The 14,312-nt window shown below is 56.8% G+C and carries 18 protein-coding genes and 1 pseudogene; 14 read left to right on the top strand and 5 right to left on the bottom strand.

Annotated features, from left to right (window positions below; all coding sequences use genetic code 11):
- Together SCT_RS15950 and SCT_RS15945 are read right to left on the bottom strand one after the other, a co-directional pair.
- Nucleotides 1-407: pseudogene (locus tag SCT_RS15950) on the bottom strand (sulfite reductase, dissimilatory-type subunit alpha); the annotation flags it as partial.
- A gap of 330 nt (nt 408-737) precedes the next feature.
- Nucleotides 738-1,298: a DUF6806 family protein gene (locus SCT_RS15945; RefSeq protein WP_144408306.1), complete on the bottom strand. Its 561-nt coding sequence runs from the start codon at nt 1,296-1,298 to the stop codon at nt 738-740.
- A 79-nt stretch (nt 1,299-1,377) separates the two neighbouring features.
- Here SCT_RS15945 and tsaA point away from each other — a divergent pair, with 79 nt between their 5' ends.
- A complete protein-coding gene (gene tsaA, locus SCT_RS15940) occupies nt 1,378-2,070 on the top strand; it encodes a tRNA (N6-threonylcarbamoyladenosine(37)-N6)-methyltransferase TrmO (RefSeq protein ID WP_059424971.1) in 693 nt (230 codons plus the stop codon).
- 11 nt (nt 2,071-2,081) lie between these two features.
- The gene (locus SCT_RS15935) at nt 2,082-2,720 is read left to right on the top strand and encodes an MBL fold metallo-hydrolase (RefSeq protein WP_059424969.1); all 639 of its coding nucleotides are present in this window, start codon (nt 2,082-2,084) and stop codon (nt 2,718-2,720) included.
- Nucleotides 2,721-2,793: 73 nt separating this feature from the next.
- Here SCT_RS15935 and SCT_RS15930 read toward each other — a convergent pair whose 3' ends face one another.
- The gene (locus SCT_RS15930; protein ID WP_059424967.1) at nt 2,794-3,579 is read right to left on the bottom strand and encodes a class I SAM-dependent methyltransferase; all 786 of its coding nucleotides are present in this window, start codon (nt 3,577-3,579) and stop codon (nt 2,794-2,796) included.
- Between the two features lie 247 nt (nt 3,580-3,826).
- Here SCT_RS15930 and SCT_RS15925 point away from each other — a divergent pair, with 247 nt between their 5' ends.
- The 5 genes from SCT_RS15925 (at nt 3,827) to SCT_RS15905 (ending at nt 7,212) form a co-directional block, all read left to right on the top strand.
- Nucleotides 3,827-5,008 carry a class I SAM-dependent rRNA methyltransferase gene (locus SCT_RS15925; protein ID WP_059424965.1) on the top strand — a complete coding sequence of 394 codons (1,182 nt, stop codon included), beginning with the start codon at nt 3,827-3,829 and terminating at the stop codon, nt 5,006-5,008.
- 3 nt (nt 5,009-5,011) lie between these two features.
- On the top strand, nt 5,012-5,479 hold the full coding sequence (locus tag SCT_RS15920; protein WP_237759717.1) for a ribonuclease domain-containing protein: 468 nt from the start codon (nt 5,012-5,014) through the stop codon (nt 5,477-5,479).
- A complete protein-coding gene (locus tag SCT_RS15915; protein WP_059424964.1) occupies nt 5,470-5,742 on the top strand; it encodes a barstar family protein in 273 nt (90 codons plus the stop codon). The genes SCT_RS15920 and SCT_RS15915 overlap by 10 nt, the downstream gene beginning before the upstream one ends.
- 61 nt (nt 5,743-5,803) lie before the next feature.
- Entirely contained in the window at nt 5,804-6,808 is a 1,005-nt protein-coding gene (locus tag SCT_RS15910) for a hypothetical protein (protein ID WP_202812171.1), read from the top strand.
- Between the two features lie 47 nt (nt 6,809-6,855).
- On the top strand, nt 6,856-7,212 hold the full coding sequence (locus SCT_RS15905; protein WP_059424960.1) for a hypothetical protein: 357 nt from the start codon (nt 6,856-6,858) through the stop codon (nt 7,210-7,212).
- 45 nt (nt 7,213-7,257) lie between these two features.
- Here the strand turns inward: SCT_RS15905 and SCT_RS15900 are convergent, their stop codons facing one another.
- Together SCT_RS15900 and SCT_RS15895 are read right to left on the bottom strand one after the other, a co-directional pair.
- Nucleotides 7,258-7,617: a cupin domain-containing protein gene (locus tag SCT_RS15900; protein WP_059424958.1), complete on the bottom strand. Its 360-nt coding sequence runs from the start codon at nt 7,615-7,617 to the stop codon at nt 7,258-7,260.
- A 163-nt stretch (nt 7,618-7,780) separates the two neighbouring features.
- Nucleotides 7,781-8,137, bottom strand: coding sequence for a TusE/DsrC/DsvC family sulfur relay protein (locus tag SCT_RS15895; protein WP_059424956.1), 357 nt, complete (start codon nt 8,135-8,137; stop codon nt 7,781-7,783).
- 152 nt (nt 8,138-8,289) lie between these two features.
- Between SCT_RS15895 and SCT_RS15890 the strand changes: the two genes are divergently transcribed.
- From SCT_RS15890 to SCT_RS15860, 7 genes are all read left to right on the top strand, one after another.
- On the top strand, nt 8,290-8,691 hold the full coding sequence (locus SCT_RS15890) for an SseB family protein (RefSeq protein WP_059424954.1): 402 nt from the start codon (nt 8,290-8,292) through the stop codon (nt 8,689-8,691).
- Between the two features lie 42 nt (nt 8,692-8,733).
- Nucleotides 8,734-10,227, top strand: coding sequence for a 2Fe-2S iron-sulfur cluster-binding protein (locus SCT_RS15885; RefSeq protein ID WP_059424952.1), 1,494 nt, complete (start codon nt 8,734-8,736; stop codon nt 10,225-10,227).
- Between the two features lie 29 nt (nt 10,228-10,256).
- Nucleotides 10,257-10,508 carry a hypothetical protein gene (locus SCT_RS15880; protein ID WP_059424950.1) on the top strand — a complete coding sequence of 84 codons (252 nt, stop codon included), beginning with the start codon at nt 10,257-10,259 and terminating at the stop codon, nt 10,506-10,508.
- A gap of 82 nt (nt 10,509-10,590) precedes the next feature.
- A complete protein-coding gene (locus tag SCT_RS15875; protein WP_237759716.1) occupies nt 10,591-11,820 on the top strand; it encodes a diguanylate cyclase in 1,230 nt (409 codons plus the stop codon).
- Nucleotides 11,821-12,018: 198 nt separating this feature from the next.
- Complete coding sequence (locus SCT_RS15870; protein WP_059424948.1) at nt 12,019-12,363, top strand: FKBP-type peptidyl-prolyl cis-trans isomerase; 345 nt, start codon at nt 12,019-12,021, stop codon at nt 12,361-12,363.
- 146 nt (nt 12,364-12,509) lie between these two features.
- On the top strand, nt 12,510-13,268 hold the full coding sequence (locus SCT_RS15865; RefSeq protein ID WP_059424946.1) for a pseudouridine synthase: 759 nt from the start codon (nt 12,510-12,512) through the stop codon (nt 13,266-13,268).
- Between the two features lie 92 nt (nt 13,269-13,360).
- The gene (locus SCT_RS15860) at nt 13,361-13,828 is read left to right on the top strand and encodes a transposase (protein ID WP_059424945.1); all 468 of its coding nucleotides are present in this window, start codon (nt 13,361-13,363) and stop codon (nt 13,826-13,828) included.
- Nucleotides 13,829-14,312: the final 484 nt, after the last annotated feature.

The raw sequence follows: 14,312 nt of genomic DNA, 5'->3' as shown, positions 1-14,312 counted from the left end.
CCCTGGAACATGATATCGCCAGACTGGCCGTGGAAGGCAATCAGGCCTGAACCGTGCCGCTCCCACACATCGGCCATCTTGCGCAGCAGGTCGGAGGTGTAGTGCATGCCGGCAGGCGGCTGGATGCGCAGGGTGTGGAACTCGGCCGCATCGGGATAGACATGTTTCTCGTTCTCGTCCTTGAGCTCGGAAAAACGCGGGATTACGCCGCCGCCATAGCCGAACACGCCAACGGTACCGCCCTTCCAGTAACCTTTTCTGGTCGCGTAGGATGTTTCCAGCTGACCCATCAGGTCAACCATCATATCGTTGTCATTAGCCAGGCGCTTGAGGCCGGTCACAAAGCTGGGCCATGGGCCGCTTTCCAGTTGGTCGAGAAGCGGCGTGTCGTGTTGTTTCTTAGCCATGGTGTTATCTCCTAAAAAATTGAAATAAAAAAACTAGCTCTCAATTCCCCGTAATAACCATGGAATGGATACGGGTAATAGACTGTTTCTACTGGGTAAACAAAGTATAGTAATCCCAGATGGAATTAGTCAAGTATTTATGAGCCAGGGGAGATAATCCAAAGGGAGTATTCCTCCTGAAAGCCCCATGTAGATTGGGTAATCCGGAAATTTCTAGCGGAACGGTAATGTATGAAGAATAGATGGGAGGGGAGGTAATCGCTCCTTCCTCACTTGCAGAGGAAGGTTGGGCGAGGGTGACGTCGTCTGCGGTAAAATGCTGTGCCGGATTTAATGCAGATGCTTCTTCCTGAAGTGGAGCAGACTCCCGCCCGACGGCTGGTAATCGGGTTCTGACTCGGCGCTCTTGCGTTTTTCCAGGTCGTGGTCGAACAGAACGTTGACCAGATCGGTGACCTGCACGACATCTTCCTGGCTGAAATGGCGGGAAAGCAGGCTGGCGATATCTTCCATCATGCGCTGTCGTTGTGCCAGGTGTATGGATTCTTCGCTCGGGCCGACGAAGAGAAGCTGGTATTCGTCACGACCATCTTCATAATAGTAGGTCAGCTCGATCTGCGAGGCGCGCTCGGTCAGCGGGCCGAGTTCGTAAAGCGCGTCCTGTAGCCGGTTCACGAAATTTCTGCCGACTTCGCCGGTCCAGCATATTTCCAGAGTGCGGTCGGGGCGGTGAAAGACGATGCCGGGCTCATCCTGTTCCATGCTGCTGGCTTCGGCGATGGATTCCACATCCAGATAATCCAGCCACTTGCGCAGGCCGTTTTCTACCTGGGTCAGGGTGACGCCCTTGCAGAGGTTGAGGGTGCCGTGTACGTGGACTTCGATGCGCATGATGCAACTCCCGGAAACAAACAACAGTGGCCATTTTACCCCATCGCCTCCGCTGTAGGCATGGAATATAATCCGCCCCATGTTCACGTTTGCGCCGATCGGCGTTATCCATTCCTGTTTCAAAGAAAAGTTTGGCATCCCCCGCCAGCCGGGCTTGGTGACGGCGGCGCGGGCGGTGCTGGAGCTGTTGCCACCGTATAACCGGGAAGAGGCGGTGCGCGGGTTGGAGGGTTTTTCGCATATCTGGGTGAGCTTCGTTTTTCACGCCTGCCTGGACGAGCCGTGGAAACCGATGGTGCGACCGCCGCGCTTGGGGGGCAATCGCCGTCTCGGTGTTTTTGCTACCCGTTCCACCCATCGCCCCAATCCCATCGGTCTGTCGGCGGTCGAACTGGAACGCATCGAAGCCGCGCCTGGGCGGGTGCTGCTGCACCTGAAGGGCGCGGATCTGATGGACGGCACGCCGGTGCTGGATATCAAACCCTACCTGCCGTATTCGGATGTGATCCCCGGCGCAACCGGGGGCTTCGCGGCGGAAGCGCCCGCTACTCTGTTCGAGGTGAGTTTTAGCCAGCCTGCGCTTGATCGCTGCGTGGCGGTGCCGGAACTGGAGTTGCTGATTCGTCAGATTCTGAGCCAGGACCCGCGTCCTGCTTACTATGGGAAGAATGACAGCAAGCGTGTTTTCGGCATGAGGCTGCTAGACTACGACGTGAAGTGGCAAACTGATGGTTATATTGTTTTGGTCACCGATATCATTCCCGCAGGGTAAATACCGAATCCATGAAATACCTCATCATCCCCGTCACCCCGTTCGAGCAGAACTGTTCTCTGGTCTGGTGCGAGCAAACACTGGCAGCAGCCTTGGTCGATCCTGGCGGCGATGCCGAAGTACTGCTTGCCGGTGTGCAGGAAAACGGCCTGCATCTGACCAAACTGTTGCTTACCCACGGCCATCTGGATCATGTCGGGGCGGCCACGGAGCTCGCGGCAAGGCTGGCTATTCCGATCGAAGGGCCGCAGCGCGAGGATGCCTTCTGGCTGGAGTCGCTGCCGAAGCAGAGCGAGATGTTCGGCTTTCCGCATACTCCGGCGTTCACGCCCGATCGCTGGCTGGAGCAGGGCGATACGGTGAGCGTCGGCAAGCAGATTCTGGAAGTGCTGCATTGCCCCGGTCATACCCCCGGCCACGTGGCTTTTTTCCATCGCTCCAGCCAAACCGCCTTCGTCGGGGATGTGCTGTTCAAGGGCTCGATCGGTCGCACCGATTTCCCGCGCGGCGATTACCCAGCGCTGATCAGCTCGATCCGCGAGCGGCTATTCCCGCTGGGCGACGATGTAACTTTCATTCCTGGCCACGGCCCGGTATCCACCTTCGGCTACGAGCGGCTCACCAATCCCTACGTGGGCGACGAGCTTTAACGCACGTACGCTCCGTCAACAGTCGTCCGGACGATGAATGGAATAGTTTGTGTTCATCGTCGGGTAATGGCTGTTAGGTCGAGGTTTTTTGTGCCGCGTGAAATCCCACCATCCCGCCCCAGATGCTTTTCTTGCAGGTTATATTCGAAAATCCGATGAGTTTCAGCACGCCGGACAATTCTTCCGGGGTATAGAAATGGTGGATTGCATCGCTGAAGTATCCGCTGCATCCTCGAGATACCTCGGTCGATCCGAAAATCAGCGATGTCGTGAAAACGGAAATACGCAAGAAGCGTAGATAGAACCATTCGACAATAGGGTGGGTCGGCTTGAGCATGTCGCAGTGATAGAAGAATCCGCCCGGCTTGAGCACGCGAAGAATCTCGGGTAGTACCTTGTCCAGTTGCAGATGGCGTGATGCGGCCTGCAGCGTGATCACATCGAACGAGTTGTCCGGAAAGGGCAGTTCGTGAACATCGTGAATGATGCTGGCTATGTGCAGACCGTTTCTTTCCGCCCTTCGCTGACCTTCTTCCTGCATTTCCTGGCTGCGGTCTATGGCGGTGACGGAAATGCCCGGTTCTTTTTTCAGGAGCCTGACCCCTACATCATTGGTTCCCGCGCAGACATCGAGGACCTGGTATTGCGGCTGCAGTTTTATTGTTCTCACGAACTGCCAGACCCATAGTTCCCATAAGCCCAAACTCGCGACAATGTTACCTGGACGATAATATTTCGGAACATCCTTAAAAACCTTGGGCACCATCTGTGACCACACATTCGAAAAAAGCGAGCGTCGGTATTCTTCCCTTTGTTCGAATTTTCCCCAGGTCACCGATGAGGATGCATTTTCTTCCATAAGTCATATCCTTTAATTAATTCTCAATATAATTGAGTAAGATTAGCAGGAAATTGCCAATATTCGAAGAGGTCCGTTAAATGGTCGCTTCCCCATTTTTCATTGATTAATTCACCTGTGTGCGCGAAAACCCTACTCTGACATAGAGTTTATCAGTACTGCCGGATTGAAAAGCTCAGGTAGCTGCAGGTCAACTGTTATACTTTGCGGTTCAGAATCCTCTTTTTTCTCATTCGGTTAAACCACCATGAACTCACTCATCCTCAATCCCGGCAGGGAAAAATCCCTGCAGCATCGCCACCCCTGGATTTTTACCGGCGCTGTCGAGCGCATCAAGGGCGAGCCGCAGTCCGGCGAAACCGTAACGGTTCGCGATACCCACGGGGCTTTCCTGGCACTGGCCGCGTATAGCCCCAAATCGCAGATTCTGGGGCGGGTGTGGTCTTATCGGGAAAACGAGACAGTCGACGAGGCATTCCTCCGGGCGCGTCTGGCGCGCGCCATCGGCTTACGTCAGGAACTGGCCAAAGTCACCGACGGCATGCGGCTGGTGCACGGCGAATCCGACGGTCTGCCCGGCTTGGTGGTGGATCGCTACGGCGACACGCTGGTGATGCAGGTGCTGTCTGCGGGGATGGAGCGTTGGCGCGGGGCGCTGGCCGATTTGCTGGTGGAGCTGACCGGCTGCGCTAATCTATACGAGAGGTCCGATGCCGAGGTGCGCGAGCTGGAAGGGCTGCCGGCGCGTGCCGGCATTCTGCGTGGCGCGCTGCCTGAGCCGCTGATCATCCGCGAGCATGGGCTGAAATTTCATGTGGATGTGGAAAAGGGGCAGAAAACCGGCTTCTACCTCGATCAGCGCGATAACCGCCGGCGTATCGGTGAACTGGCTAACGACAAGGACGTGCTCAACTGCTTCTGTTACAGCGGCGGTTTCAGCTTGAGCGCACTCCAGGGCGGCGCTCGCTCGGTGTTGTCGGTGGACAGTTCTGCCGAGGCGCTGGCGCTGGCGCGGGAAAACCTCAAGCTCAACAATCTGGCGGTGGATCGCGCCGAGTGGCTGGAGGCCGACGTGTTCAAGTCGCTGCGTTTGATGCGCGATCAGGGCAAGAGCTTTGACCTGATCGTGCTCGATCCGCCCAAGTTCGCTCCTACTGCCCATCACGCCGCCAATGCGGCGCGCGCTTACAAAGACATCAATCTGTGGGCGCTCAAGTTGCTGCGGCCGGGTGGCTTGCTGGCCACTTTTTCCTGCTCGGGCGGCGTTACGGCCGACCTGTTCCAGAAAATTCTCGCTGGCGCAGCGATGGATGCGAACGTGACGGCCCAGATCGTGGGCCGCTTCGCCGCCGATGCCGATCATCCGGCAGTGCTGAATTTTCCCGAGGGGGAATACCTCAAGGGCTTGCTGTTGCGGCGGGTGGAGTAAACGGTGGGGAAAGCGCTGATCCACACTTTCTTTGTTCTCGCGGTGATCTGCGCGGCTGCCTGGATGCCCGCAGTCCATGCTGCAAGCTGCCGCGAAGCGGCGCATGCGCTGAACCAGCACCTGCAGCCGAAAATCGACGAAGCGGAACTGGCGACTATGCTGGAGGTGCTGAATGAAAGTCGCAACGCGCAGTTGCCGGGCAAGTTCGTCACCAAGCGGCAGGCGCAGCAGACCGGCTGGCGGCCCGGTCGGGATTTGTGGAACGTTCCCGCTCTCAGGTTCAAGAGCATAGGTGGCGACCATTTCGGCAATCGGGAAGGTAGGCTGCCTCGCGGCGACTGGCGCGAAGCCGACCTCGATTATCAGGGCGGGCACCGGGGCGCCAAACGCCTGCTGTTTTCCCTGGATGGCCTGCGCCGCGTGACTGTGGACCATTACCAGACCTTCGTCGAGGTGCCGCCATGCCAATAAAACGCTGCGTTCTGCGTGATATCCACAGCCTTGCCCAGTTCTACGACGAACTGGCTCGTCAGCTCGCCTTCCCGGCCCATTTCGGGCGCAATCTGGACGCTTTGTGGGACGTGTTGTCCGGAGAGATCGCAGGCCCGTTCGAGATCGTCTGGGAAGGGTCGGCGCAGGCTCAGGCAAATCTGGGCGTGGATTACGCTAAACTGATCATCCTGCTCAACGACTTGGCGGCGGAGCGCGACGATTTTACTTTTACCCTGCGCTGAGAGTTTATTTTTGAAAACATTTTCTTCCACACCCTCCTTTTGCCAGGCATTCTCGGCAGGCTTGTCTGATCTTCTGCAGGGAGGCGGGCTGGGACCATTTATTCTGGTTTGTGCCAACGCCACTTTTGATCCGAAAATTTATTCCGCCACGGCCGCCGAACTCGAGGTGCTGTACCAGCGGTTGCGCAAGCAATACGTCGCTGCACTGGAAAGCGGACGGGCGATTCAGGAAGTAGAAGAGGATCTGCTGGTGTTTCTCAAGATCCAGGCTGTCGGACTGGAAAAGCTGAGGCACACGGAGCGGCGACTGGCGGGAAAATGGGAGTTGCAGTTCAACCATCTGCGTTCGTTTCGGCCCAAACGCATTACGGCGCGGGCGCCAGCCGGGATCCATGTGGATTTCGACGAGGCGGGTTTTCATTTCAACAAGGGTTTCATGCAGAAGGAGGCGTTCTGGGCGGGAATGCTGGGCGGCAAGGAGGCCACCCTGTATTACAACAAGTACCCCTTCGTCGATTTTCACGGTTTGCTGGTGCCGGAGAGGGAACGCAGGCTGCCCCAGTTTCTTACACTGGAGCATCATAATTATGTCTGGGAGCTTACGTCTCAATTGGCGGAAACTTTGGACGGCGTGGGTTTCGGCTACAACTCCATCGGTGCCTTTGCGTCGGTCAACCACCTGCATTTCCAGATGTTCCTCAAGCCGCAGGGTTTCCCGGTGATGGATGCCGTGTGGAGCCACAACGGCGGCAGCGAACCTTATCCGGCGCAGTGCCTGGTATTTGACGAGCCGGGAGCGGCATGGGGCTGCATCCAGATGCTGCATTCCGACGAGATTGCTTATAACCTGCTGTATACGTCCGGCAGACTGTTCGTTTTTCCGCGCCTGAAGCAGGGCGCCTACCCCCAGCCGGCATGGACCAGCGGTTTTACCTGGCACGAACTGGCGGGGGGGGTTGTGATTTTCAATCGCGAGGATTACGAGAATCTTGATGAATCCGCCATTCGGGGAGAACTTGCCAAGTTAGCCGTAGGCAATTTGCCGCTTGATTCGATTGCTCTGTAAGAGGGGAATGGTGTAACGTTTGAACGTACAGTTCAAAGCGGCAAGCAATGAGCAAAAATCCAATAGAAGATCGACTTCGCGCCGCATACGGCGCACTGGCCACGGACAGCAACCCTGCGACGGAGGCCGATGTCGTCGTGTCGCTGCAAACCGAAGCAGTGATATTTCCCAGGGAAAAGGTCCTCACCGTGACGGTCTACGTGCTGGGTGTCACTGATTTCCACGAGCCGGATGTTTTCGTTACCCAGGTGACCTGCACCGAGCAGGAGTACTACGAGGAATTCCTCCATCTCGCCGTGGCGGAAGAGCGCGCCAAGGAGCACGGGTTCGTTGACCCGCTGTTTTCATTCGACGAGCGCGAAAAAAATATCATCGACAAGCTGCGCGACCTGTTTGGAAAATGAAGGCATGAGCCCATGACAGCACTTCGTCGGGTTGGCAGGGCCCATCTACATAGACTTTGCGTAGTCGACCATTCCCTGGAAATCAACGACGACCGCCGGTTCGTTTCCCACCACCCAGGCGTCATGGCCCGAGGGGAGCAGCGAAACGTCACCAGGTCGACACTCAAACTCCGTCCCATCGTCCATTTTAACCTTCAGCACGCCCGATACGTGATACTGGAAGTGCGGGGCTTCGCAGCTCTTCGTTTTGGCAATGGGTTGGACTGATGTCGCCCATCTCCAGCCGGGTTCAAAGATAGCGCGACCAATGGTAGCGCCGCCGATCTTGACGAGTTCCAGCCGCCCCTTTGGGAACTCCCGAACCTCATCGGGCTTCCCGAAATGCTTCAGTTCTGTCTTCTTCATGGCGCGCCCCCTGTTTGTGAACACTTGCGTAATTCAACTTCATTTAAAACGTGCCACCCAGGACCGAATAAATTCGGCCCTGAAATTTGTTTGGTTCCGGTATCGCTGGCTTGGTGGACGTCTATCCCTGCAATATGCACGGTTGATTTGGAAACCGTACAAGTTACATCACGCTACCGAAGTGGGGATCCGTGCTGTATGCCGGCAAGGGCAGTCCCGCAATCTTGCAGGCCTGGACGACCGGACCCCTGGGGAATAAATGATAGAGGTGTTTTTTGCCGCCTTGCTGCGCGAAGTTGTCCTCGAGTAAGCCCAGAACAGTGCGGCCGCTCGGGCAAGGGCCGCATCGCTGATAATGGTCGCGCAGAAAATTGATTACGTCCCAGTGTTCTTTTGACAAGGTGATGCCTTCTTCTCCTGCCAACTCTTGCGCAATCTGCTCGGACCAGTCGCCAAGCTCGAGAAGATCGACCTCTGGGGTGTTGCCTTCCCGGTTGATAATTTGGTTGATGTCATACATTTTTCACCTCCTCCGCTGTATGCGGAACATTGCCGCGCTCTGGCGGCGCCATATGAATTCTGAGTTAATTATCTTTAAATATATAGATTAGTTGAGTGAATTAGTCAAGTTCATTATACTGACTTTGAGATTTTCAAAATTTGAGGGAAACAATGATGGAAAACGAAGTGTTCATACCGAAGAACGAACTGGAAAAAAAGCTCCTGGCGGCGTGGGAAGGCAGCATGTCGGGCGATGAGTTTATGCATGAACTGATGGTTTCAGAGGTCTTCATGCCGATCGAGGACGACGAGGTGATGCCGGGTGTGCAACGCTCCGCTCACGCACAGCCGCTGGTGCTTGAAGCCGAAGATGGAGTCAAGGTTCTTGCAGTATTCACCAGCCCTGATCGGGCCAAACCTTTTCTCAAGGACTTTCCCCAATACGGTGGTGGGCTGCTGACCGAATTCAAGTGGGTTCTGGAAAAGATGGGCGCCGGCCATGGTGTCGCGCTCAATCCCGGCTGTGAAGTCGGCTTCGACATGGAGCCGGAAATGTTAAGCCAGCTCAGCTAAACTGGAGTGTGAATTTCGCTGTCTGATCTCGGGGAGCAGGATATGCCGCAACTTCTGAATTTATCCAGAGCGGCGCGCCTGGTGGGTGTAACGCGGGTAGCGCTGCAGAAGAAAATCAAGGATGGAGCCCTGGTGTCTTTCGACGGCATGGTGGCTGCCGAGGATTTGCTGCGCGTTTATCCCGATGTCCAGTTCGAGGATAACACCGCCTTCGAGCGAGTCGCGCAGATCAAGGAAAAAGCCTTCGGCAAGCGGGTGTTCGAGCGCATCCTGCCAGATAAGGAAGTACTTGCTGCCCGGCTTACCGGTTTGAGCAAGGAACTGGCAGAGACCAAGGTTTCGCTGAGCCAATATCAAGCTATCGTCGATGGGTTGGAGAAGCAGCTCAGGGCATGGGACAACGGTGGTGAAGAGATGCAGGCTGCGGCAGCATCTCTGCGCATGTGGGTGCATCAGGAACTGGCAGCAAGGGATGCGCAAAATAAACTTCCCAATCTAACCATACGCGACAGTTTTCTCCGTGTAATGGCCGCACACGTAAAAATTCAGCCCAGCGGACACGAGTTTTTTGTCGAAGGTGCCGACACCCTGCTCGAAGCCGCGCTGCGTGCCGGACTCGCGCTCAATTACGGTTGTAGTAACGGCAATTGTGGTCAGTGCAAGGCGCGAGTCGTTTCTGGTCAGGTCATGAAAGTGCGGCCCCACGATTATGTTCTGAGCGAAGCAGACAAAGCCTCCGGCTGCGCGTTGATGTGCTCGAACACCGCAGTGACCGATGTGGTGATCGAGGCAGGTGAAGCGCATCTCGCATCGGATATCCCGCTCCAGCACATCACGGCGCACGTTAAAAGCATCGATCAGGCGGGCGACGACATGCTGATCCTGAACCTGAAAACTCCGCGCAACAACCGGTTGCGTTTCCTGGCCGGGCAGAATGCGATCCTTCAGCTTGGGCACGCGCTCTCGGCGGAATTTCCGGTGGCAAGCTGTCCGTGCGACGACCGCAATCTGCAGTTCCACATTCGCAACCTGCCGGGCAATCCTTTTTCGGATTATATCGCCACCAGACTGACGAATGGCGAGGCGGTGACGGTGGAAGGTCCGAAGGGCGGTTTTGTGCTGCATGAGGATTCCACACGGCCGTTGATTTTCATCGCTTTCGGAGCCGGATTTGCGCCGGCGAAAAGCCTGATGGAGCACGCCATGGCGCTGGATGTCGCCGAGTCGGTGCACCTCTACTGGGTGGTGTCGCGCGAGGTCAATCTGTATTTCCCCAACTGGCCTCGCGCCTGGGCCGATGCGCTGGACAACTTCCAGTACACCCCGCTGGTGGCAGGGACCGATCTGGAAACCGCGGCTGGTCGGCAGGAAAGTCTGGTCAGTGGCCTGTTGCAGCGAATTATCGATGATTACCCTGCCTTGGGCGGCTTCGACGTTTATGTGGCCGCCACTGAGTCACTCCTTGATGCAGCAAGGAAATGGTTGCTTGGGCACGGTCTGCCGGATGCGCAACTCATCATGGGTGTGGTACGCTGATGTATTGATTCCAGGAAACGGATAATATAATGCCCCACGCACTGAAAGACCAGGAAATCGCCATGTTGCGCGCCGAGCTTGAAATGCTGATGGGCGAGCGCCAGACGCTGTTGCGTATTGCCGGAGCGGCCGCGACATTTGTCGCTGAACTGGATGCTGACGTGCTGCCCGAAAACACGCTGGAGGCCGCGGAAATGCTGGCTGAATGCATTAATACAGCGCCCGAGGAAACCATGCGCGACGCGCTGGAAATCGTTAAGGCCGAGGTGGCGGGCGCTTAGGACCTGCAAATGAATAACCAGAACATTCTGGCTGCACTGGCGGGCTCGCTGCTGCGTTGCCGGTCGCTTGCATGGAATGGCCATGCGGCGCGCCCGGCGTCTTGCATCGCATCCCGCCAGCACACCCATAATTGTCCAAGTCATCCATTTACAGGCCCTTAGCCAGATGTCCGACGATTTACTTAATTTGCTCAACAGGCGTTTGCCCACAGAGATTCAGGAGTTACGGCAACAGCTCGAAACGCTGGTGGCCCAGGCGAGGCTGAACGAGCAGGTGATGCGCCGCTTCCAGGATGCGGAGCTGCGCATGCTCAGCGTCAGCAGCTTCAAGGAACTGCTCCAGTATGTCCTGCAGGAAATGAAGGAGACCTTCGATCTTGACGTAGTGACGCTGGCTGTGATTGATCCGGAATATGAAGTGCGGCGCATGCTGATCGACCTCGGTATTCCCATCGCCGAATTTCCCGGTCTGATGTGCCTCGACAACCCATCCCGTTTTCACCGTCTTTGCGGCACTTCACTTGCGCCGGTGCTGGGCCAGTATAATGTCGCCAGTCGTGCTCCTTTTTTTCCTCGCGATACCCCTCCGGCCAGCATCGCTATCCTGCCGATGGTGCGGCAGAAAAAATTGATCGGCAGCCTCAATCTCGGAAGTCGCAACGAGGGGCGATTCGCGCCCGGCATGGCGACCGATTTTATCGGCCGCCTTGCGGCGATCCTAGGCATTTGCCTGGAAAACGTCACCAACAGCGAGCGCCTCAAGCATCTGGGATTGACTGATCCCCTTACCGGAGTGCACAACCGACGTTATTTCGATCAGCGCCTGCAGGAGGAAGTCAGTCGTGCCCAGCGCCAGAGCTTTCCGCTTTCCTGTTTGTTCCTGGATATCGACCATTTCAAGCACGTCAACGACCAGTACGGGCATCAGACCGGCGATTGCGTGCTGCGCGAGGTGGCGTGGCGGATCAAGGGGCAACTGCGTTCCATCGATGTGTTGGGCCGCTATGGCGGGGAGGAGTTCTCCGTCCTGCTGGTGCAGACAGATATGGACAGTGCGCTTACCATCGCCGAGCGTATTCGCCACAGCATCGCCGAACAGCAATTCAAGGGCGAGGGAGATGAAACCCTCGCGGCCACGCTCTCTATTGGCGTTGCCACCTTGCACGACTGCAACCGTGCCCAGAATGCGGCGGCGCTTGCGCAGCAACTGGTGGCACGCGCAGATCAGGCGCTGTATCGGGCGAAGGAAGGCGGCCGCAACTGCGTCACGGCCGTCATGGCCGAAAGCGATAAACCTGGAAAAAGTTATTGAACCGCAGAGGACGCGGAGGACGCAGAGGAATTCAAATGCTTGGCGTAAAAAACGCACTCATCTAATGGGTGACTCAGCATGACTTGCCAATGCCTTGTTTTTCCTCCGCGTCCTCTGCGGTGAACTGCTGTTTTTAGATAAAGCGCGTTCTGCGGAAGTTGGGTAAAATACCGCATTCAATTCACTCAGGAGCACAGCATGTCTGAAATCACCACCCCGTCTGGACTGATTTACGAAGACCTCGGCGAGGGAGAGGGCGAAGCCGCCCAAGCCGGACAGCGGGTTTCCGTACATTACACCGGCTGGCTGACGGACGGCACCAAGTTCGATTCCAGCAAGGATCGCAACGATCCATTCGATTTTCCGCTCGGCGCCGGACACGTCATTCGTGGTTGGGACGAGGGCGTGCAGGGCATGAAGGTGGGTGGCGCGCGCAAGCTCACTATTCCGCCTGAGTTGGGCTACGGTGCGCGCGGCGCAGGTGGCGTCATCCCTCCGAACGCCACGCTGGTGTTCGAAGTCGAATTGCTAAAAATTCTTTAAATATTGTTTTAATGACCATACGAAGGCCGCCGAAAGGCAGGGTGGGCCCAGTCGGGCGGCGAAAACCCGATGGTGCAGCGGGTGTCGGCACTGCGCCTGTGGCAACGCGGGTCAGGCTGGCGCGGCCTGATAAGCCTGGACCGAAGATGGGTGTGACGGACACAGATGAAAACTCTGGAAAAATACGTCTTTCCAAGCTGATGTCCGAACGCGGTCTGTGCTCGCGCCGCGAAGCGGATGCACTGATCGAACGTGGCTTGGTACTGGTCGATGGCGAACGGGTCACTCTGCTGGGCACCAAGGTGGATCCCAGCCAGACCATCACTCTGGACAAGAGAGCCGAGAAGCAGCAGTCGCAACTCGCCACCATCCTCCTCAACAAGCCGATAGGTTACGTTTCTTCACAACCGGAGAAGGGCTACCAGGCTGCGGTGACGCTGATCGGCAAGGATACCCGCTACAAGGAAGACCGCGCGCCGCAGCCCTACTCCCCCGAGCACCTGCACGGGTTGGCCCCGGCGGGGCGGCTCGACATCGATTCCACCGGGCTTTTGGTGTTGACGCAAGACGGTCGCATCGCCAAGCAACTGATCGGTGCCGATTCAGAAATCGAGAAGGAATACCTGGTGCGGGTGGAGGGTAGGCTGAACGCGGTCAACCTGGAACGGCTCAATCACGGCCTCAGCCTCGACGGCGAGGCGCTCAAGCCGGCGGAGGTATCCTGGCAGAACCAGGATCAGCTGCGCTTTATCCTGAAGGAAGGCAAGAAGCGCCAGATTCGCCGCATGTGCGAACTGGTCGGTCTCAAGGTAGTCGGCCTCAAGCGTGTGCGTATCGGCCGCGTCAAGCTGGGTGATCTGCCGGTAGGGCAGTGGCGCTATCTGCTGGATGGCGAGAGGTTCTAAATCTCACGTAGGGCGGATGAGCGCAGCGTTATCCGCCGCATGAAAAACCGCAGCGCCTTCCGCCGAATGAAAAATCAGGCCATACTCTTCCCATGCCAAACTACCGTCGCAATCGCGTCCCCGGTGGAACCTATTTTTTCACGGTCAACCTGCTGGAACGGCGGAGTCGTCTACTCGTCGAGCACATCGAGGCTTTCCGCGAAGCGGTAAGGGGCGTTCGGGAAAAGCGACCGTTTCATATCGATGCCTGGGTGGTGCTGCCCGACCATACCCATTGCGTCTGGACGTTGCCGCCCGGTGACGATGACTACCCGGCGCGATGGAAAGCGATCAAGATAGCGTTTGCCAAAGCCTTGCCAAAAACCGAGCGACTGTCCGCAGTGCGGATGCGCAATGGCGAGCGAGGCATATGGCAAAGGCGATTCTGGGAACATACGATACGCGATGAGCGCGATTATGCGGCGCATGTTGATTACGTGCATATCAATCCCCTCAAGCATGGCTTGGTGCAAAGGGCCGTCGATTGGCCGTATTCCTCGTTTCATCGTGCGGCGGCTTAGGGCTTATATCCCCATGACTGGGCGGGGGATGGCGGCATGGATTTGGTAGCGGGAGAACGGGGTGAATGACGGACACCCACCCCAGCTTGCCTATGTGTCATGTAGGGCGGATGAGCGCAGCAGATCAAAACAAGCGCCCTTCTCGTTTGCCCCCTCGCCCGCTCGCGGGAGAGGGTTGGGGTGAGGGGAATGTGACATACGGCGGAGGATGGCGGATGGGCGCTTCCGACCCACAAGCGACTGATGACATCGGCAAGGGCTATGTCAGCTTTATGATCCCTAAGCTGCCTGTCAGAAATTTTGGCTGACTGACTCTGGGTCGGCCACAGCAGACCTACATTAGGTTCTATGCTTAAAAGTGTCTAATAAACTGCGGGCGATTCAGGCATGCTTGTATTGAATGATTCATTAACTACAAGGAAGATCATGATAAAAAAGAGAAAATTGACGCTGTTGTTTGCCATTGTGGCTATAGCTAGCGCCG

The organism is Sulfuricella sp. T08 (assembly GCF_000971475.1).
Taxonomy (GTDB): Bacteria; Pseudomonadota; Gammaproteobacteria; order Burkholderiales; family Sulfuricellaceae; genus Sulfuricella.
Note: the sequence above shows the minus strand (reverse complement) of the source record. Positions and strands in the feature narration are given on the sequence as shown.